The sequence below is a fragment of the Actinoplanes sp. 13 genome (assembly GCF_056134165.1).
The window spans coordinates 15820-36144 of sequence record NZ_JBVYOQ010000033.1 but is presented as its reverse complement, the minus strand read 5'-3'; the positions used below and the strand labels follow the sequence as shown (position 1 = coordinate 36144).

The 20325-nt window shown below is 72.3% G+C and carries 16 protein-coding genes; 9 read left to right on the top strand and 7 right to left on the bottom strand.

Annotation, left to right across the window (positions count from 1 at the left end):
• Positions 1-72: 72 nt before the first annotated feature.
• Positions 73-942, top strand: a complete 870-nt coding sequence (locus AC0NH5_RS37185) for a YhjD/YihY/BrkB family envelope integrity protein (protein ID WP_474412067.1) — start codon at positions 73-75, stop codon at positions 940-942.
• On the opposite strand, the gene AC0NH5_RS37180 is transcribed toward AC0NH5_RS37185, so the two are convergent.
• Positions 924-3461: a winged helix-turn-helix domain-containing protein gene (locus AC0NH5_RS37180; RefSeq protein WP_474412065.1), complete on the bottom strand. Its 2538-nt coding sequence runs from the start codon at positions 3459-3461 to the stop codon at positions 924-926. The genes AC0NH5_RS37185 and AC0NH5_RS37180 overlap by 19 nt on opposite strands.
• A gap of 529 nt (positions 3462-3990) precedes the next feature.
• Between AC0NH5_RS37180 and AC0NH5_RS37175 the strand changes: the two genes are divergently transcribed.
• Entirely contained in the window at positions 3991-4428 is a 438-nt protein-coding gene (locus AC0NH5_RS37175; protein WP_474412063.1) for a DUF7144 family membrane protein, read from the top strand.
• Positions 4429-4449: 21 nt separating this feature from the next.
• Here the strand turns inward: AC0NH5_RS37175 and AC0NH5_RS37170 are convergent, their stop codons facing one another.
• The 5 genes from AC0NH5_RS37170 to AC0NH5_RS37150 form a co-directional block, all read right to left on the bottom strand.
• Complete coding sequence (locus AC0NH5_RS37170; protein WP_474412061.1) at positions 4450-7128, bottom strand: winged helix-turn-helix domain-containing protein; 2679 nt, start codon at positions 7126-7128, stop codon at positions 4450-4452.
• Positions 7129-7240: 112 nt separating this feature from the next.
• Positions 7241-8710 carry an alpha-amylase gene (locus tag AC0NH5_RS37165; RefSeq protein WP_474412059.1) on the bottom strand — a complete coding sequence of 490 codons (1470 nt, stop codon included), beginning with the start codon at positions 8708-8710 and terminating at the stop codon, positions 7241-7243.
• A complete protein-coding gene (locus AC0NH5_RS37160; RefSeq protein WP_474412057.1) occupies positions 8707-11397 on the bottom strand; it encodes an MGH1-like glycoside hydrolase domain-containing protein in 2691 nt (896 codons plus the stop codon). The genes AC0NH5_RS37165 and AC0NH5_RS37160 overlap by 4 nt, the downstream gene beginning before the upstream one ends.
• Before the next feature lie 53 nt (positions 11398-11450).
• Positions 11451-13151, bottom strand: coding sequence for a SulP family inorganic anion transporter (locus tag AC0NH5_RS37155; protein WP_474412055.1), 1701 nt, complete (start codon positions 13149-13151; stop codon positions 11451-11453).
• A gap of 82 nt (positions 13152-13233) precedes the next feature.
• Positions 13234-13728, bottom strand: a complete 495-nt coding sequence (locus tag AC0NH5_RS37150; RefSeq protein WP_474412053.1) for a DUF1269 domain-containing protein — start codon at positions 13726-13728, stop codon at positions 13234-13236.
• Between the two features lie 248 nt (positions 13729-13976).
• On the opposite strand from AC0NH5_RS37150, the gene AC0NH5_RS37145 reads away from it, so the two are divergent.
• The 5 genes from AC0NH5_RS37145 to AC0NH5_RS37125 are packed head-to-tail and all read left to right on the top strand — an operon-like array spanning position 13977 to position 17918.
• Positions 13977-14267 carry a hypothetical protein gene (locus AC0NH5_RS37145; protein WP_474412051.1) on the top strand — a complete coding sequence of 97 codons (291 nt, stop codon included), beginning with the start codon at positions 13977-13979 and terminating at the stop codon, positions 14265-14267.
• Positions 14264-14719: a DUF7144 family membrane protein gene (locus AC0NH5_RS37140; protein ID WP_474412049.1), complete on the top strand. Its 456-nt coding sequence runs from the start codon at positions 14264-14266 to the stop codon at positions 14717-14719. Before AC0NH5_RS37145 ends, AC0NH5_RS37140 begins: the two co-directional genes overlap by 4 nt.
• A 54-nt stretch (positions 14720-14773) precedes the next feature.
• The gene (locus AC0NH5_RS37135; RefSeq protein ID WP_474412047.1) at positions 14774-15946 is read left to right on the top strand and encodes an AI-2E family transporter; all 1173 of its coding nucleotides are present in this window, start codon (positions 14774-14776) and stop codon (positions 15944-15946) included.
• Positions 15943-16440 (top strand): DUF1269 domain-containing protein, encoded by a 498-nt coding sequence (locus AC0NH5_RS37130; protein ID WP_474412045.1) that lies wholly within the window; start codon positions 15943-15945, stop codon positions 16438-16440. Before AC0NH5_RS37135 ends, AC0NH5_RS37130 begins: the two co-directional genes overlap by 4 nt.
• A 41-nt stretch (positions 16441-16481) precedes the next feature.
• On the top strand, positions 16482-17918 hold the full coding sequence (locus AC0NH5_RS37125; protein WP_474412043.1) for a DUF2252 domain-containing protein: 1437 nt from the start codon (positions 16482-16484) through the stop codon (positions 17916-17918).
• A 58-nt stretch (positions 17919-17976) separates the two neighbouring features.
• Here AC0NH5_RS37125 and AC0NH5_RS37120 read toward each other — a convergent pair whose 3' ends face one another.
• A complete protein-coding gene (locus tag AC0NH5_RS37120) occupies positions 17977-19497 on the bottom strand; it encodes a hypothetical protein (protein ID WP_474412041.1) in 1521 nt (506 codons plus the stop codon).
• 157 nt (positions 19498-19654) lie between these two features.
• Here AC0NH5_RS37120 and AC0NH5_RS37115 point away from each other — a divergent pair, with 157 nt between their 5' ends.
• Both AC0NH5_RS37115 and AC0NH5_RS37110 read left to right on the top strand, forming a co-directional pair.
• The gene (locus AC0NH5_RS37115) at positions 19655-19861 is read left to right on the top strand and encodes a hypothetical protein (RefSeq protein WP_474412039.1); all 207 of its coding nucleotides are present in this window, start codon (positions 19655-19657) and stop codon (positions 19859-19861) included.
• Positions 19862-19869: 8 nt separating this feature from the next.
• On the top strand, positions 19870-20325 hold the full coding sequence (locus AC0NH5_RS37110) for a DUF6325 family protein (protein ID WP_474412037.1): 456 nt from the start codon (positions 19870-19872) through the stop codon (positions 20323-20325).

Below are 20325 nucleotides of genomic sequence, written 5' to 3'. Positions count from 1 at the left end.
CACGGCCGGGCCCGGATACGCCATCCGCGCCGGATGATGCTTCCTCGCCACCCGGCCGCCCACCATGGCGGTGTGACCGAGCCCGACCGGCCCTTCGACGCCGGCAGCATCCTGGCCGCGGTGCCACGCCGGCTCCGCCCGCGGGCCGCGCTGCTTCTCGGCCATCGGGCCGGGAAGACTGTGCTGAACGCCGCGAGCGAGCTGATCCGGGTGCAGATCTTCGACCGCTCGATGACCCTCGCCGCGCAGGCCTTCACGTCGATCTTCCCGCTGCTGATCATGCTCGGCGCGCTCTTCGGCCATCAGGCGCGGGAGCGGCTCAGCGAGCTCGTGACGCTGCCGGACAGCAGCGTCCGGCTGCTCAGCGAGGCACTCAGCGGCAGCCGCAGCAACGCCTTCGGCGTGCTCGGCAGCCTCATCGTGCTGCTCTCGGCGACCGGGCTGGCCCGGGCACTGACCCGCGCGTACCGGGCGATCTGGTCGGTGCGCGGCCGTTCGGGTGGCGCGGCGGCGACGGCCTGGCAGATCGGCACCGTGGTGCTGCTGGCGCTGTTCCTGATCACCGCCCGGGTGCTGGGATGGCTGACCGGCATGCTGCCGGCGCCCCGGCTCTCCGGGGCGGTGGTGGTCATGCTCGCCGATGTGGCGCTCGCCTTTCTGCTGCCCCGGATCCTGCTGGGGCCGGGGCTCCCCCGCCGCCGGCTGTTCCTCGCCGCCGCCCTCTTCGGGGTGGCCATGGTCGGTGTCCGCGCGGCCGGCAGCGTGTGGCTGCCGGTCGCGCTGCAGTCCAGCGCCGACCGGTACGGCACCATCGGGCTGGCCTTCACCTACATCGGCTGGCTGTACGTACTGTCGTTCTGCCTGCTCCTGACGGCGGTGGCCGGCGGGCTGCTGGCCGAACTGTGGCCCGGCCGGCCCGCGGCTCAGAGCAGACCGAGCTGACGGGCGATCACCACCGACTCCCGCCGCCGCGCGGCGCCCAGCTTGCGATAGATCGACCGCATGTGCGCCTTGACCGTGTTCACCGAGATGCCCAGGTTCTGGGCGATCTCGCCGGCGGTCAGCACGGTCGGCAGATATTGCAGGACCTCCAGCTCACGTTCGCTGAGCGGCCCCGCGGTGTGCGCCGCGCCGATCGCCGGCAGCTCACCGGTGATCTCGCCCAGCACGCCGTCCCGGATCGTCGGGTTGCGGACCTCGTTCAGCCACTGCTGCCGTTCGACCAGGGCCAGGACGCGTTTCGCGTCGAAGGTGCGGAACGGCCGGCGGATCAACTCCGGCTCGGCGTCGGCGAGCGCCCGGGTGAGCGCCTCACCGGCCACGGCGCCCCGGCCCTGCGCGTCGGCGGCGAGCGCGGTCAGGAGCCAGGCGGAGACGGCGGCCACCCGGTCCGGGCTCTCCCGCACCCGGGCCAGGATCAGCTCGGCCGCCGACTCCCGGCCGACGGCCAGGTAGGCACGTGCCAGGCAGATCTGTTCCGCGGGGAGCAGCGCGGGCACGGCGGGCCGCCGGGCGTACCGGGTCACGACAGCGGCCGGGTCGCCAAGCGCGAGGTCCGCCTCCGCGTCGCCGAGTCCCATCAGCCGGTCGAGGTGCGGGGCGCACAGCTCCGGGCCGCCCTCCTCCCGGGCACGCTGCAGCGCGGCCCGGGCGGCGAGCGGCTCGCCACGATCCAGCAGCAGGCGGGCCCGGACCAGTGCCGCCAGCACCGCGGACGCCGTCTCCGGCAGGTCGTCGAGGGCGTGCAGGCCGCGGCGCAGCGCTTCCTCGGCCTCCGACTCCCGGCCGCGCTCCGACTCGATCAGAGCCTCGGTCAGATGGGCGCAGGCGACGACGGGCCGGGTGACGGAGTCGATCCGGTGGGCGACGTCCAGAGCCGCGGTCACGTGCTCCCGCGCGCCGCTCAGCGAGCCCTGGAGCAGGATGAGCAGGGCCAGGTGGGAGAGCGCGCTGCACTCCACCAGCGGGACGCCGGCGGCCCGTGCGCCGGCGGAGGCAGCCCACAGATAGCGTTCCGCGTGGTCCAAACGACCCGACCAGAGCAGTGCGGCCCCCTTGTTGTTCAGGGCGATCGCGCGGTATTGCAACCGGGCCGGCACCTGTTCCCAGCCCAGCGTGGCGAGCTGTTCCAGGATGTCGGTGGTGACCGCCGCGAGCCGCGGCATGTCGCCGTGCCGGCGGATGACGGCGCCGCTCTCCAGCACGGCAAGAGCCAGTTCCACGACCGCCCGGCCCCCGGGGCTGCGCCCGGCCAGCAGTGCGCGGGCCCGGGCCAGCCGCTGCGGCAGCCCCTCCAGGTCGTCCTGGGCGTAGGCGAGGATCGCCGCGCAGAGCCCCATCTCGGCGTTGTCGGTGAGGCGTTCGACCGGGATCCGGCGCAGGATCTCGTTCAGTTCCGCCGCGTCCGCCGACGCCACCAGGTGAAGTCCCCGGTCGACGGTCAGCCGGGCAACGAAGCCCCAGTCCTCCGCGGCCGCGGCGTGGGTCAGCGCGGCCAGCCCGTTGCCCTTGCCGGCGAACCACTGCGCGGCGAGCAGGTGCAGCCGCGGCGCGTGCTCCGGCTGGGTCAGCGCGAGCTGGTGGCGCAGCGTCGCACGGAAGATCTGGTGATACCGGAACCATCGCCCGGGCCCGATCCGCTCCACGAACAGGTTGGCCCGCTCCAGGTGCTCCAGGATCCGGTGGCCGTACCGCTGGCCGGTGAGCGCCTCGGCCAGCTCGCCGCAGATCCGGTCCGGCACGCTGGTGCGGAGCATGAAGTCGCGCACGTCGTCCGGCTGCCCGGCCAGAACCTCCCGGGCCAGGTAGTCCTCGGCCGCCTCTCCGGCGCCGAGACGCAGCCCGGCGCCCCACCCCTCGGTACGGCGTACCAGTGCCGCCAGGTCCGCCGCCGGAGGCCGGCGCCCCTGGAGCGCGAGCAGCTCGCCGGCCTCCTCGACCCGGAACGCCAGATCGCCGGCCCGGATCTCGGTCAGGCCCCCGGCCGCCCGCAGCCGGTACAGCTGGGCCGCCGGGTCGGTCCGGGAGACCAGCACGAACCGTAGCCGTTCCGGCAGATCCTGGAGGAGCACGGTCAGCCCGCCCAGCACCCGTTCGTCGGTCACCCGGTGCAGGTCGTCGAGGACGACCACGGTCACCGCGGTCAGCCCGGACAGGGCAGCGGCGAAGCGCTGACGGAAGTCGGCCTCGTCGACCACCGGCGCCGGGCCGAGCGCGGGCAGCTCGTCGTGCGGGGCGACCCCGGCGGTGCGCAACGCCAGGATCAGGTCGGACCAGAACGCGAACGGCTCGTTGTGGTGCACGTCCAGCGTCAGCCAGGCGATCGGCCCGGACACCGAACGGGCGCCGGCCCACGAGGAGACCAGGGCCGTCTTGCCCCACCCCGGTCCGGCGCAGAGCGTCGTCACCGCACCGCGGACACCGCTGTCGAGCGCCTCGGCCAGACGGGGACGCCAGAGCACCCCTTGAGGGACACGCGGGCGGGCCACGTGCCCGGCGGCTGTCGGTATGGATGGGCTGTCGGTCCTGAGCTCCCACATACGGCGTACCCCCAACCGCGCCGTGAGGTGGGCCGACCCGCTCGCGGAACGGGAGACCTCTCGCGGTGCTCTCCTGTGAAGCCGTCCGGCCCCTGTGCCGAGCCCCCGATCGGATCACAGGCCGCCACACGATCGACAACACGTAACGTCACCCTCAGCGGCATTACTGGCCCTGGAATTACCGCCGGACGTTCGAGCGCCACCAAGGGTGCGATGGTGGGCCCTTCAACGTCACCGAAGCACAGCAGGTAGGCAGGCGGCAACCCCCTGTATTGGCTTCCCGCGACAGGCACCGTGCTCAGAATGCAACTTGCAGGTTTGGCCATCACGTCCGATCACGAGATTGGTGCGAGACGGCTCAAGTCGCACAGGCCGCGCTTCATCCGGCCGGTATGAGGCGGCCGGTCACTACTCGGAGTCTGCTGAACGCAGTCACGAGAAGGGACCGAAGATGCAAAGCAGTTACGCGAGTGAACGTCCGGCCGAGACCGGTGCGGCGCCGCCGATGGCGCCGTGGATCGAGGTTCTGTCGTTCGCCGGGATCATGATGCTGGTGCTGGGCGGGTTCCAGATCATCGAAGGCTGGGACGCGCTGGCCGACCAGCAGGCCTACCTGGTGACCGCGGACAGCGTGATCGAGGTGGACGCCGCCGTCCGGGGCTGGACCCATCTGATCCTCGGCCTGATCACGGTGGCCACGGGCGCGGGCGTGCTCCTCGGGCAGATGTGGGCCCGCATCTTCGGCATCATCATCACCGCCGGGGCCGTGATCTCCCACTTCGTCTTCCTCGCCCAGGCGCCGCTGTGGATCAGCATCCTGATCTGCGTCGAGATCATCGTGATCTATGCGCTCGCGGTGCACGGCCGGGAGGTCCGGTCCCGGCCGTGATCCGCGGAGCAGATGCCTCGATCAGAGGAGATCGAGCGCCCGCGCCCGGCGGACCGCCTCGTTGCGCCGGGACGCGGAGAGCTTGCGCAGGATGCTCCGGACATGGGTCTTCACCGTGTTGACCGAGACGAAGAGGGTGGCGGCGATCTCCTCGGTGGGGAGCATGGCCGCCATTCCCCGCAACACGTCCATCTCACGCTTGCTCAGCCGCTCCACCATCAGCGGCTCGGCCACGGGGCCCGGCACGGCGGCAGCCGCGGTAGCGTTGCCGGGCCCTTCGACAGGCGCCGCCCCTCCGTACTGAATCGCCAATTGGTCGTCGTCGCGCAACATCCGGCGCAGCTGGCTCCACACCTGGTGCACCGGCCGGCGGTACGCCTCGGTCTGCGCCACCCGCGACGCCCGGCGCAGAGCCTCCCGGGCGCCCGCGGTGTCCTCCGCGCCGGCCGCGAGCATGGCCAGCAACAGCCACGCGTCCAGGGCGACCGGCGTCGGCACCCCGGTCGCGTCGGCCACGGTCCGGGCGACGTCGTGCGCCCGGACGACGTCGCCGCGGGCCATCCATAGGGCGGCCCGCACCACGGCGACGTCCGGCGACCCCGTCTCCGGCCAGCGTTCGAGCAGCTCGGCGGCCTCGTCCAGGTGCCCAGCAGTGATCAGCATCCGGGCCCGGCCGAGCGTGACCTCGCGGACCAGCCACTGCGGGGCGGCCGGGACCGCGTCGGACTCCGCCGCGGACCGCAGGGCGTTCGTCGCGCCCCGCAGCTCGCCGCGGATCTGCAGCCGGCGGGACCGCACCACGGCGTACGCGACGGAGGTGAGCCCGTCGCCGCAGAGTGGCTGCGCCGCTCGCAGATACCGGTCGGCGGCCTCGATGTCGTACCGCTCGAGGGCCACCCAGGCCAGCGCCACCTCCGCGGCGCCGGGCCGGCGTTCTCGCTCGAAGCCGGCCTCGGCCGCCAGGTCGAGGGCCTGCCGTGCGAAGGCCTCGGCCCGGCTCAGCCGTCCCCGGTACGCCTCCACCAGCGCCAGCCGCCGCAGGCAGTCGATGCGCAGGCCCGTACAGCCGGGCAGCACGTCGGCGACCGCGGCGGTCAGCACGTCCGCGGCGGCGTCCACCGTGCCGCCGTTGCTGAGCGCCACCCCTTCCGCGGCCCGCAGCAGCAACCGCAGCTCGGGATGGCGGGCCAGCTTCTCGGTCGGCGCCACGGCCAGGAACGCCTCGGCGACCGCCACCAGCTCACTGACCCGCGCCGGCTCCGGGCCGTCGGCCAGGAGCAGCACCTGGATCAGGAAGCCGGCCAGCGTCAGGCCGTCGCCGCAGGTGCTGCCGCGAACTCCCAGGAGCTTCCCGGCGTAGGCCAGCCGTTCGCCCGCCTCGTCGCGCCGTCCGTCGCCGTAGGCCAGGGCCGCCCGGATCATCGCCGCCTCCGGCAGCTCCAGGTGCTCCGGCATGCGGGCGAGCACCGTGCCGAGCCGGCCGGCGCTGCCCTCGATCATCAGCTGCCCGACCGCGTAGTCCTCGATCACCATGGCCGCCGCGGCGCCCCAGTCACCGGCCCGCGCCGCATGGCTCACCGCCTCGTGGAGGCGGCCCTGCCCGGCGAGCCAGGCCGCGGCCCGGCTGTGCAGGCCGGCGACCTCCTCCGGTTCCGCCCAGGCCAGCTGGGCGCGGAGCAGCTCGGCGAAGAGCGGGTGATACCGGTACAGATCGGAGCCCGGGCCGACCGGCTGAATGAAGGCGTTCTCCCGGGTAAGCGTGGTGAGCAGCCGGTACGCGTCCGGCCGCGCGGTGACCACGGCCGCCAGCTCCGGGCTGAAGGTGCCCAGCACGCTGGTCTCCAGCAGGAAGCGGCGCACCTGCGGCGGCTGCAGCCGCAACACCTCGCCGATGAAGTACTCGGCGATCGTCGAGTCGTCGCCCGAGATGGTGCCGACCAGCCGCTTCACGTCGGTGCTGGTCTGCAGCGCGCAGGCGCAGAGCCGGATGCCGGCCGCCCACCCCTCGGTGTGCTCCAGCAGCGTGGTCAGCTCGGCCTCACCGAGGGACACGCCGTGCAGCGCCATCAGCCGGGCCGTCTCGACCCGGGTGAACGCCAGGTCGGCGGTGCGCAGCTCGCGGAGCCGCCCGGAGAGCCGGTAACGGTAGAGCGGAAGCGGTGGGTCCCAGCGGCCGGTGAGCACCACTCGCAGCCGGGTCACGTGGCCGAGGAGGAACTCGAGCCCGGTCGCCCAGTCCCGGCCGGGAAGCTGGGACGCGCCGTCCAGGACCAGGACGACGGGGGTGGGCAGGGCCTCGACGGCCGCCGCCAGCCGGCCCAGCACGGCCCGGCTCACGACGCCGCCGGGCACCGGGGGCACCGCGATGCCGGCCCGGCGCAGGCCCTCCATGACGTACGTCCAGAACGCCGTCGGCTCCTCGTCGTCCTGTTCCAGGGTGATCCACGCGACCGGCCAGTCCACCGCGCCGCTGCGCGCCCAGGAGGCCAACAGTTGCGTCTTGCCGCAGCCGGCCAGCCCGGTGACCAGGGTGATCGGGCCCTGCACCCCGTCGGTCACCCGCTCCAGCAACCCGGGCCGGGCCACCATGAAGGGCGGCGGCGCCGGAACCGCGAACTTGGAGGCGAACAACGAGCTGTCCGGCGATTCGCCGACCAGTGCTTGCGTGACCAGGTCTGACCCCGTGAGTTCGACAGACACGTTCCAGCACCTCCGTGAGCCCGCCGGCGATCGATCTCCGTTCAGACTCGTCCCGGCGACTCATCCGCGCATCGTCCGTATCGGATAGTCGTGACCCACGGTGTGGCGATCATTACTCCACCGCGAGAACGTGCGTTCCCCACGGCGGCAGGTCGATGTAGAGCCCGTTGTGGGCCAGGTCGTCGCCGCCGCGTTCGAAGACCCGGCCGTCGAGCAGATCGGTCAGCCGCCACGCCTGACCGGCCAGCTCCGGCCACGGCAGCACCACCCGGCCCTGCGAGGCGTGCCCACTGAAGTTGATCACGACCACGTGCCGCGGGGTGTCCCCCGCGTACCAGGCCCAGGACAGCAGATCGTGATGGCTGGGGTTGTCCGGCCAGCCGTGACAGTCGAGCAGCCACCACTCACCCTGCCGGACCGGAGCCGTGACCTCGATCAGCCGGCGGTAGAAGTCCCGCAGGTTGAGGTCGGGGCGCTCGTCCGGGAACCGCCCCAGGAACACCGGGAGGTGCGTGCGCCGGCCCTCGAACTGCCCGTCGTTCCAGAGCGGTGCGCCGGGCAGGGTGGCGATCGCGGTGGCCGCCGCCCGGCCGCGGTCGTCCGGCACGGCGTGGGCGGCCCGCGGCTCGTCGTGGTTCTCCAGGAAGCGGAGCAGCCGGTTCTGGTAGTCCCGGCCGGCGGCCAGATGTTTGCGCACCGCGCCGGCGTCCTCATGCGCCAGCCGGTCGTAGAGCCGTTTGTCGTAACAGAAGTCGAAGCCCTGCTGCTGCAGCTCCCACTCCATGTCCCAGTACGCCTCGGCGACGAGCACCAGGCCGGGGTGGGCGGCACGGACCCGCTCGAGCACCCAGGGCCAGAACTGCTCGGCGGGCGCCGGGCCGGCCCACCGTCCCCAGGTCTGCCCGAAGATCTCGTTGGTGAGCAGCATCGCCATGTCGCAGCGCACGCCGTCGCACTGCTCGCCGATGCCGGTCAGCGCGGTCACCGTCGCCTCTCGCAGCCCCGGATCGAACGCGTTGAGCTGGGCCACGTCCGGCCACGGCGGGAAGTACGGGTCCCGGCCGCGGGCCAGCACCCGGTCACCGGCGGTGAACCAGCCCTCGGGGTGGCCGGCCAGGTCGCCGGCGGTGCCCTGGACGAACCAGTTCGGGTGCTCGACAGTCGCCGGGTGGTCCGGCGCCACATGGTTCGGTACGTAGTCGAGCAGCAGCCGCAGCCCGCGGCGGCTCAACTCGGCGCGCGCCGCGGCCAGCCCGTCCGGGCCGCCGAGCCGGTCGTCCACCCGGTAGCGGCGCACACAGTACGGCGAGCCGACCACGTCGGCGGGCTCGAGATCGGGCAGGGCGTGCCGGAACGCGCGCTGCAGGTCCTCGTTCGCCCGGGCGACCGCCAGGCCGGCCGGGCTGCGCTCCCAGACTCCCATCAGCCAGACCGCGTCCAGACCGGGCGCGGCCACCTCGTCCCAGATCTCGCCGGGCACGTCGCCCAGGGTCACCGGGCGGCCCAGCCGCCGGCTCACCTCGGCCAGCCAGGGCCACGTGCTGATTTCATAGATCGCGGGCGCGGACGGCCATCCGCTCACTGTTGATCCTCCTGTCCAGGCTTGCGGTGGAAGACCCCGGCCATGCCGTGCTCCAGCAGATCCCGCCCGCTCAGCCCGGCGAAGAGGTTGGGGAAGACCGCCACGAGCCCGGTCCAGCCGGTCTGGTGCGCGGCGCCCAGGCCCGCCCCGTTGTCGCCGTGGAAATACTCCGAGAAGAGGATCAGATCGCGCCAGTGCTCGGTGGCGAACGTCTGCTGGCCACCGTAACAGGGGCGGCGTCCCTGCGCGTCGGGCAGGAAGATGCGGGTGAGCCGCTCGGAGATCTCGTTCGCCACCTCGAGCAGGGTCATCTTGACCCCGGAGCCGGTCGGGCACTCGACGGTGAAGTCGTCGCCGTACCCGACGTACAGGTTGACCAGCGATCGGATGATCATCGCGTTCACCGGGAACCAGATCGGGCCGCGCCAGTTGGAGTTGCCCCCGAACATCCCGCTGTCCGACTCCGCGGGCCGGTAGGACACCTGGTAGGCGCGGTCGCCGACGTCGAACTCGAACGGGTGCTCGGCATGGTGACGCGACAGCGAGCGGATGCCGTACGGGCTGAGGAACTCCTCCGGGTCCAGCAGCCGGGTCAGGATCCGCCGCAACCGGCTCTCGTCGAAGAGCGCGAGCAGGTGCTCGCCATGGCCGCCGAGCGCGCCTCCCCGGGTCAGCACCGAGCTGACACTCGGATGCCGGTCGATGAAGTCCTGTGCGTTCCGGATCAGCTGCGGGAACCGGGTGGTCACGGCCGGCTCGATCACGGTCGCCGCGGCCAGCGGGAGCAGCCCCACCATGGAGCGCACCCGCAGCCGGGTGGCGTTGCCGTCCGGCAGGCGCAGCAGGTCGTAGAAGAAGCCGTCCTCCTCGTCCCACATGGCCGCGCTGCCGGTGGCCCGGTTCACCGCCACCGCGATCCAGGCGAAGTGCTCGAAGTACGTCTGCGCCTGCTCCAGATAGACCGGGTCACGCAGCGAGAGCTCCAGCGCGATCTGCAGCATGCTCTGGCAGTACAGCGCCATCCACGCGGTCCCGTCCGCCTGGTCCAGGCTGCCGCCGGTGGGCAGCGGGGCGCTCCGGTCGAAGACGCCGATGTTGTCCAGGCCGAGGAAGCCGCCCTGGAAGACGTTGTTGCCGTCGGCGTCCTTGCGGTTCACCCACCACGTGAAGTTGCGGGACAGCTTGTGGAAGACCGCCTCCAGCCAGGCGTGGTCGCCCACGCCGTTACGGGCCTTGTCCAGCTCGTACATCAGGTGGGCGGCCCACCCGTGCACCGGTGGGTTCACGTCGCCGAAGTTCCACTCGTACGCCGGGATCTGGCCGTTGGGGTGCAGGTAGCGGCGGCTCAGCAGCAGGTCGATCTGGCCCTTGGCGAACGCCGGGTCGACCAGGGCCAGCGGGATGGCCTGGAAGCCCAGGTCCCAGGCGGCGAACCAGGGGTACTCCCACTTGTCCGGCATCGAGATCACGTCGTGGCAGATCATGTGGTACCACTCGCCGTTGCGGATGTCCCGGGACTCCAGCGGGTCCCGGCCGTGCTCGGTCAGCCAGCGTTCCACGTCGTAACCGAAGTACTGCTTGCTCCAGAGCATCCCGGCCAGGGCCTGCCGGACCACCTGCTGCGCGGGCTCGCCGAGCCGGTCGGCGAGCAGCCTGGCGTAGAACTCGTCGGCCTCCGCCCGGCGCCGGTCCACCAGCGCGTCGAAGGACGCCTCGTCATGGTCGGGGTCCGGCTCGCCGGCCAGCCGCACCCGGACCACGGCTGAGCCGCCGGCCGCGACGCTCAGGGTGACGTCGGCGGCGGCCTTGGTGCCCAGCCCGCCCGGGTTCACCGCGCTGGTCTCACCGTGCACGACGTAGCGATCGAAAGCGTCCTTGGCGAAAGGCCCCGCACCCCGGGAGTCGTTCTCGGTGAACAGCAGCGGCGGCCCGCCGAGGCAGGACCACCAGCGGGTGCCGGAAATCGGGTGCGAGACCTCGACCTGCGCGGCGCACGACATGCCGGGCACCGAGCGCAGCAGGGGCCGGGGTTCCGAGCCGCCCCACGACCACGTGTTGCGGAACCAGACCGTGGGCAGCACGCGCAGGCCGGCCGCCTCCGGGCCCCGGTTGTGCACGGTGATCCGGGCCAGGATGTCCTCCGGCCCGTCCTTGGCGTACTCGATCACCACGTCGAAGTACCGGTCCTCGTCGAAGATCCCGGTGTCCAGGAGTTCGTACTCGAAGTCCTCCCGTCCGCGGCTCCCGTTGGTCGCCACCAGGTCCGCGTACGGGAACGCGCGCTGCGGGTACTTGTAGACCATCCGCTGGTAGGAGTGCGTCGGCGTGGCGTCGACGTAGAACCAGTACTCCTTGGCGTCCTCGCCGTGGTTGCCCTCGCCGTTGGTCAGGCCGAAGAAGCGCTCCTTGAGGATCGGGTCGGCGCCGTTCCACAGCGCCACCGCGAGGCAGACCGACTGCTGGTCGTCGCAGAAGCCGCCGATGCCGTCCTCGCCCCAGCGGTACGCCCGGGATCTGGCCTGGTCGTGGGTGAAATGACGCCAGGCTTCGCCGTCCTGGCTGTAGTCCTCGCGGACCGTTCCCCACTGCCGCTCGCTGAGATATGGTCCCCACCGCCGCCACGGCACAGCGCCGGTGTCCGCGTCCTGCAGGCGCCGTCGCTCGGCGCCGGGTTCAGTAATGGCCATGCCGTCAGGCTGGTCCCGCCGCGGCCAGCACGGCGTCGCCCGGCGCGGATGAATCAGGATGCGCCAAAGGATCGGGGTGTGACCCGGTACGCCTCCACGGCCTCCTCGACCGTCGGATAGAAGTGTGCCGGATCGATGGTCCGGGTCAGCTTGTACCTGTCGATCTTCTGCCGGACCGGGTCCTTCATCTCGGCGAAGACCAGCGAGATGCCCTTGCGGTTCAGCTCCTCGTCGAGGTCCTCGAGCATGTCCGCGGCGGTGGTGTCGATGTCGGTGATCGGTTCCGCGGCGATGATGATCCACCTCGGCGCCGGCTCGGCGTGCGAGAGGTGCCGGATCTCCTCGCGGAACGTCCGGGCGTTCGCGAAGATCAACGGCGCGTCGAAGCGGAACAGCACGAGGCCCGGGATCAGCTCGGCGTCGGGGTAGGAGCGCAGGTCGTGGTAGCCCGCCACGCCCTCGGCCCGGCCCAGCTCCGCCCGGTACGGCAGCCAGACCCGGCGGAACACGTTCAGCACCGACAGGCCCACCGCCACCGCGATGCCGGGCAGCACGCCGAGCAGCGCGACACCCAGGAACGCCGCCACGGCCAGCGCGAACTCGACCCGGCGTTGCCGCCACAGCCGTCGCATCCCGCCGAGGTCGGCGAGTGACAGGGAGGCCGCGATCACCACGGCGGCCAGGATGGGCTGCGGCAGGTTCTTCAGCAGGCCGGGGGCGAGCACCAGCACCAGCGTGATCGCGGCGGCGCCGACCAGGCCGGTGACCTGCGAGCGCGCGCCGGCTTGCACGGCCACCGCGGTCCGTGAGCCGCTCGTGCTGACCGGGAAGCCCTGGAACAGGCCGGCCGCGAGGTTGGCCGCCCCGATGCCGGCCATCTCCTGGTTGCCGCGCACCTCCTGGCCGGTGCGCTCGGCGAACGCGGACGCGGTGGAGATGGTGTCGGTGACCGAGACCAGCGTGATGCCGAGCGCTCCCGCCGCCAACAGGCCCAGGTCCGACCAGTCGATGACGGGGATGGTGAACGGCGGGAAGCCCTGCGGCAGCGGGCCCACCACGTCGACGCCGCGTTCCGGCAGGGCGAACAGCGAGACCGCGACGATCGCGGCGACCACCGCGATCAGGATGCCCGGCACCTTGGGCAGCCACCGCTGCAGCACCAGGATGGCCAGCAGACCGCCGGCGCCGACCACGAGGGATGCCGGCACGGTGTCGCCGGCCGCCACCCCGCTGACGAAGCCGGCCAGCTCGTCGAGCAGGCCGTCGGCGTCCACCGAGAACCCGAACAGCTTGGGCAGCTGACCGATCAGAATGGTCAGCGCCAACCCGTTCACGTACCCCAGCTGGGTGGGATGCGACAGCAGGTCCGCGACGAAGCCCAGCTTGAACGCCGCGGCAGCGGTCATGAACAGGCCCACCAGCAGCGCGAGCACCGAGGCCAGCGCCACCGCCTTCGCCGGATCACCGTCCGCGGCGACCAGCGGCAGGATCACCGCGGCGATCATCGGGCCGAGCGAGGAGTCCGGGCCGAGGACCAGCACCCGGGAAGGACCGAAGACCGCGTACCCGAGCAGGCACAGGATCGAGGTGTACAAGCCGGTGATCGCCGGCAACCCGGCCAGCTCGGCGTACGCCATGCCCTGCGGCACCAGCAGCGTGGTCAGCACGATCCCGGCGACCACGTCCTTCGGCAGCCAGGCCGGCCGGTACTCGGCGACGGCCCGGACTCCCGGGATCCAGTCGGTGTTCGCCATCGCCCCTCCCCAGGACTGCCCTCACCCACGACGGACGCCGCCCGAATCCTCGGGCGGCGTCCCGGCCACTGTCGGCGAGACCCTACTTCGCGCCGCCGCCGTGCAGCGCTTCCTGCAGCTCCGCCTCGGTCTCCTTCGGCAGCGAGGACTTCAGGACCGTGCCGCCGAACTTGCTCAGCGCCTCGACCGCCTTGTCCGGGGTCACCGCCTCGACGATCAGGAACAGCGCCGAGGTGCCCGGCTGCAGTTCGTCCCGGATCCGCTGCTGGAACTCCTTGCTGATGGCGTTCTTGGTGAGCTTGCCGGTCAGCGCGCCCAGGCCGGCGCCGATCGCCATGCCGAGCACCGGGATGAAGAACAGCATCCCGAACAGCAGGCCCCAGAACATGCCCCAGCTCGTGCCGCCGGCCACCGCGTGATGGTTCGTCGTGACGTGGAACTTGCCCTCCCGGTCCCTGATGATCACCGCGATGGCGTCCGGCTGGATGATCAGATCCTTTGCCAGCCTGCCTGCTTCCAGCGACGCCGCCGTCGCCGTGGTCTCGTCGGGATACCCGATGGCGACCAGAGTTGCCATGGTTCGCTCCTTCTCCACGCTCGTGCACGACTGCGCCGTGCTCGTCTGCCGCTTGGGGCGGCGTCGCAGACCAGTGAGCCACGGCGGGCCACCGGCCTTCCTCATTCCGAGGGGATGAACTCCGGGTCGATCCCGGCGGTCCGGTCGCGCTTTCGGCAGCCCTTTCATCCGGTACGGGGGACGCGGGCCGGCCGCCGGTCGGCGAGGGTCGGGAGTCTCCGGTACCGCCGAGACGAAGGAGTCCGGTCATGTCCGAGCGCTACGAGTTCCGGGTCCACGGCTTCCTCGGGCCCGTGCTGCGAATGGCGTTCAAGGACCTGCGCTGCCGGACCCTGCCGTACCAGAGCACCATCCGCGGGCGGCTCTCCGACTCCGATCTGGAGCAGTTGCTCACCTGGCTGGACCACTCCGGCGTGGAGGTGGTCTGCCTGAACCGGGTGGGCGCCGGGTCATCCGCCACGGATGGCGTGCCGGCGCCGGCACCGGACCCACGATCGGACCGCAGCCGCACCGGCTCGGACAAGGGAGAGGGAACATGACCGACACGGAATCCACGGCGTCCCGGCGCACCTACGACGACCCGCCGTACACCCCGCCGGCCCGGCGCGAGCCGAGCGGCTGGGTGGGCATGGTCGTCTTCGCCGGCGTCATGCTGCTGATGCTCGGATCGTTCCAGGCGATCGAAGGGCTCGTCGCGGTGTTCCGCGACGACTTCTATCTGACCACCGCGAGCGGCCTGGTCATCTCGATGGACTACACCGCCTGGGGCTGGATCCACCTGGTCATCGGCGTGATCACCGCGCTGGCCGGCTTCGGCGTCCTCAACGGGCAGATGTGGGCGCGCGTCGTCGGCATCGTCATCGCCGTGATCAGCGCCCTGGCGAACCTGGCCTTCCTGCCCGCCTACCCGGTCTGGTCGACCATCGTGATCGCCCTCGACGTCCTGGTGATCTACGCGCTCACCGCCCACGGCCGTGAGGTCCGCTACTGACTCCCGCCCGGCCGGGACCGTTCGAGGAGGCGGTCCCGGCCGGAGCGGGCCCTCATGAACCGTCTGACGGCCCGTCCGCCCCGGCATCCGGTGCGGACGGGCGGCGGTGCCCCGCCCGGTCTGCCGCGCGGGGTGATCGTCCTGCTCGGCACCGCGAGCGGCGTCGTCGCCGTGGCCGGCATGCGGGGGGTCGCTGAGCTGCTCGGACCGATCTTCCTGGCGCTGATGCTGACTGTCACGGTCAGCCCGGTCACCGGCTGGCTGCGCCGCCACGGCGCGCCGGTGTGGGCGGCGATGCTCGCCACCATCGGGGTGGCGAACGTGATCCTGATCGGGCTCGGCGCCGCGCTGGCAGTCTCCCTCGCCCAACTCGTCACGCTGCTGCCTGACTACGCGACCGAGTTCTCCGCCCTGCGCGACGACCTGGTCGCCGCCCTCAGCGGGCTGGGGATCGAGACAGCGACCCTGCGCGACGCGGTGGCCGGCGTGGACCCGAGTACCGTGCTCGGCCTCGCTCAGGCGTTGTTCGGCGGTCTGGCCGGTCTGCTGTCCAACTCCTTGTTCCTGCTCGCCACGCTGCTGTTCATGTGCGCCGACGCGGTGCACTTCCCGGCCCGGCTGACCGCGGCCGTGTCGCAGCGCCCCGAGGTGGTCGGCGCGTTCCGGTCGTTCGCCCGGGGCACCCGCCGCTACCTGCTGGTCTCCACGGTGTTCGGGCTGATCGTGGCGGTCGTCGACACCGTCATGCTGTGGGCGCTGGGCGTGCCGCTGCCACTGCTCTGGGGGCTGCTCGCGTTCATCACCAACTACATCCCGAACATCGGCTTCGTGATCGGTCTGGTGCCGCCGGCCCTGCTCGGCCTGCTCCAGGGCGGCCCGGAGCTGATGCTGACCGTGATCGCGCTGTACTGCGTGGTCAATTTCGTGATCCAGTCGATCATCCAGCCGAAGGTGGTCGGCGACGCGGTGGGCGTGTCGGCCACCGTCTCGTTCCTGTCGCTGGTGGTCTGGGCCTGGATCCTCGGCCCGCTCGGCGCGCTGCTGGCGATCCCGCTCACCCTGCTCACCAAGGGCCTGTTGATCGACATCGACCCGTCCACCCGCTGGCTGGGCGGCCTGATCTCCGGGGGTGCGCCCGCCGAATCCCTCGCGCCGGATGAGGCGCCCGTGTCCCGCAACGGCAGACGATGGCCGGCGAGGAACCGATCCGTGAGGAGCATGCGATGACCACATTCACGGTATGGAAGTTCGACGATCCCGACCGCGCGGAGCAGGCGGCGAAGATCGTCCGCAACGCGGCCGCCGACGGCCTGGTCCGGATCGTCGACCACGCGGTCGTCACCTGGCCGCGGGGCGCCGACCGGCCGGAGACCCACCACGAGCACGACTCCTCGTGGCGGCACACCGGGTGGGGCGCCGCGTTCTGGGGCGTCGTGATCGGCGGCCTGTTCCTCATCCCGGTCGCCGGCGGCGTGATCGGCGCCGGGGTCGGCGCCCTCGCCAAGTCGACCGAGGGCACCGGCATCGACCGGGAGACCCTGGAACGGATCCGGACCGAGATCACCGAGGGCACCTCGGCGCTGTTCCTGGTCACCGACCATGGCGACCTGGACCGGCTCGGCGAGCGGATGCACGGCCTGCACAGCCGGCTGGTGGCCACCAACCTCACCGAGGCCGAGCGGGACGTGCTCCTCGAGACCTTCAGCGACCACCGGCCATGAGCGACTCGGCCACCATCGCACCGACCCCGAGGAAATCGGCCATGGACGAGCGGGCCGGGCCCCGCGATCCCGCCGCACGAGCCGCCGTGGGACGCGCCGCGCGTAAGCGCACGCCGCTCGACAGGCACGCCGAGTGCCCGGCGGCCCCCGGACGGTCCGTGGTCGACGACATCGTCGCCGAGGAGGCCGACCGGCTGCCCGAGCTGCTGCCGATCCGGCACGGGCGGATGGCCGCCTCCCCGCTCGCGTACCTGCGGGCCACGGCGGCGGCGATGGCCGGCGACCTCGCCGCCGGCCCCTCGTCCGGGCTGGACAGCCAGCTCTGCGGTGACGCCCACCCGTTCAACTTCGGGCTGTTCGCGTCACCCGAGCGCCGGCTCGTCTTCGACCTGAACGACTTCGACGAGACCTACCCCGGTCCCTTCGAGTGGGACGTGAAACGGCTCGTGGCCGGTCTGGCCCTGGCCGGGCGCGCCAACGGTTTCCGGCGCCGGGAACGGGTCGCCGTGGTCCGTGCCGCCGCCGCCCGGTACCGGGAGGCGATGATCGCGTTCGCCGGCCTTCCCGAGCTGGCGGTCTGGTACGCCCGCGCGGACGTCGATGAGCTGCGCGAGCAGATCGGCAGCCGGCTCGGCAAGGACCGCAGCAGACGGCTGCTGAAAGCCGGCGCCCGGGCCCGCGCCCGGACCAGCCTGCAGGCGTACCGCAAACTCACCACGGTGGTGGACGGCCAGCGGCGCTTCGCCGCCGACCCGCCGCTGCTGACCCCGGTCGGCGATCTCGTCCCGGACGTGGCCCGCAAGCAGCTGGAGAGCCGGATCCGCAAGCTGCTCGCCGGTTACCGGGAGAGTCTGGCCGACGATCGCCGGCGCCTCTTCGACGCGTTCACCTTCGTCGACCTGGCCCGCAAGGTCGTGGGCGTCGGCAGTGTGGGCACCCGCTGCTGGGTGGTGCTGCTGACCGGCCGCGACGACGGCGACCCGCTGCTGCTGCAGGTGAAGGAGGCCGGGCCCTCGGCGCTCGCCGGCCGCGCCCCGGCCGGCGAACACGAGGGCGGGACCGCCCTGCCGAACGGAGGCGGCAAGGCCCAGCAGGGCCGCCGGGTCGTCGCCGGGCAGCGGATCATGCAGGCGGCCAGCGACATCTTCCTCGGCTGGCACCGGGCGCCCGGGTTCGACGGGCGGACCCGCGACTTCTACGTGCGCCAGCTGCGCGACTGGAAGGGCGGCGCCGAGATCGAGGAGATGGATCCGGCGGGCATGACGGCGTACGCCCAGGTGTGCGGCTGGACCCTGGCACGGGCGCACGCCCGTGGCGGTGACCGGATCGCGATCGCCGCGTACCTCGGCAACAGCGACCGTTTCGAGAAGGCGCTCAGCTCGTTCGCCGAGTCCTACGCCGACCAGACCGAACGCGACCACGCCACGTTCGCCGCCGCGGTCGGTGCCGGCCGGCTCGCGGCACAGACCGGCATCTGACCCCGGACAGAACGCTCCCGGCCGACGTGACGTCGGCCGGGAGCTTTCTGCCGTGGTACTACACCGGCCGGGGACTCGGGCCCGGAGCCGCACCGGCCAGGGGCTCGTCGGCAACCGGGCGCTCGTCAGCAGCCGGCGGCTCGTCAGCAGCCGGCGGCTCGTCAGCAGCCGGCGGCTCATCGGCGGCCGGGGGCCGGTCCTCGACGTACCGGCTGGCGATCAGGGTGACCGCCACCTCGAAGAGCGCGAGCAGGACCACGATCACCAGCAGCGACGTCCACGACGACAGGATCAGCGCGAGCACCCCGGCCACCACCACGCCGGCCACCCGCACCGGATCCAGGTACCGGGTGATCAGACCGGGTCCTCGGCGGGCCGCGATGCGCGTACCCCGGCCGATGCCCTTGCCCGCCAGGACCGTGCCGCGCCGCACCTGCCCGCGCCCCCACACCGGCAGGCGTCCCGGACCCACCAGCCAGGCGACCAGAGCGAGCGTCGCGCCGATCCAGATGATCTGCGTGCCGCGCTCCCGGAGCAGGCTGAACACCGTGGTCATGGCGGCGTCCACACCGTCGTGATAGGTGCCGGCCGGCACCTGGGCGAGGATCTGGCGGCGCACCGCCCGCAGCACGGCGGTGATCGTGACCGCCGCGACGACCAGCCAGATACCGAGTTGAACAGCGGTGCGCCGGCGGCCCGGCGAGATCGCGAAGGCGGCGATCAGCAGCAGCACGGTGGCGCCGACATAGAGCGCGAGATCCCGCTTCGCGGTGGCCACCGCCTGCTGCGCGGCCCACAGCTTCCCGGAGTCGTAGACGGTGAACTGCGCGAAGTTCGCCGGCAGCGCGACGCCGAGCTGCTCCTCCACCCGCAGCCGCAGGTTCTCCGGGATCGCGCCGCTGCTCAGGTCGGGCAGCGTGATCTGCTTGCCGAAGAGGGTGGGCAGCTGCGCGCTCAGCTCCCGCAGCACCTGGTTGATCAGGGGCAACAGGTCGATCCGGACCTGGTCCGACTCCGCGGTGATCAGCGTGCTGGTGCCTTCCAGGACGGCGAGGATCCGCTGGTGCAGCCGCTGGTTCAGCTCCACCCAGACCACCTGGAAGCGGTCGCTGGCCAGGACGTCACGCACCGTCTTGCGGACCTGCTCACGCAGCTGGCCGGTGATCGGGCCGGCGACGAAGGCGGCCTGCGCGGGCAGCACCTCGCGCAGCCGGGTCTCGACGTCGAGGACGCGGAACACCTCGGTGGTGGCGTACTCGGCGACCGCCGCGTTCACCCGGGGATCCTGCGGCAGCGGCGCGACGGTCGCCACCCAGCGATCGGTGTTCAAGGTGGTGCGCGCGGCCCACAGGCCTACCACGCTGGTCACCAGCGCGAACGCGGCGAGCGCCACGAGCACGGCGGCGAGGGCCCGCCGGAACGTGCTGACGCCGGACCGCCTGCGGCGCCCGGACCCCAGTTGGGCACGCAACGCCGCCACTTCGGCCCGGAGTCGCTCCACCTCCACGACGTCATCGGGTACGGGTGTCGCGCTCTGGTTCGCCGCCGGCTGTGCCGAGGTCTCCGCCGGGATCGTCATGCGGCCGACGCTCCCCGACCCTCGGTCGGGTCGCCTCATCCGGCGCGGATGAGGTTCCCCCCGGCCGTTCGGAGCACGCTGAGGCCATGGCATTCAGGCCGCTGAACAGGCCACTGAACAGGCCACTGAAACCGGGCCGCTGGAGCAAGGGAGTGCGATGAGAAGAGGACACAGCACACGGCAGCGCGCCGTTCAGGCGTACGGCGTGCTGCGCGGCCGGCCGGTCCGGCCCGACTACGGCGTGCTGGTGGTGCTGCCGCTGGTGGCGGCCGCCGGTGGCGCGCTGATCGGGCTGAGCGTGGAGTCCGCCGTCAGCCGCCGGAGCACCGCCGGACCGGCACGGCAAGTGCCGGCCGCGAGTTAGGAGGCGTCATGCGTGAACTCGAGGAGATGGGCCCGATCGACTATCTGTGCGTGGAGTTCCCGGACGGAAGCCTGAAAGGCACCGCCTTCCCGCTGCTGCTGGACCTGGTGGACCGCGGGACCATCCGGCTGCTGGACATCCTGTTCGTCCGCAAGGGCCACGACGGCACGGTGACCGCCCTGGAGGGCCGCGACGTGGAGCTCGCCGGGCTCGGCGCCTTCCACGGTGCGGAGTCCGGCATGCTCGGCGGGGACGACCTGCGGGAGGCCGGCTCGGTGCTGACGGCAGGCTCCGCGGCGGTGCTGGTGGTGTACGAGAACGCCTGGGCGGCGCCGCTCGCCGTCCAGCTGCGCAAGAACGGCGCCCAGGTCGTGGCCGGCGGGCGGATCCCCGTGCAGTCGCTGATCGCGGCCCTGGACGAGACCAAGCCGGAGGCCGCGACGGCCTCCACCGGGGGGCGGTGA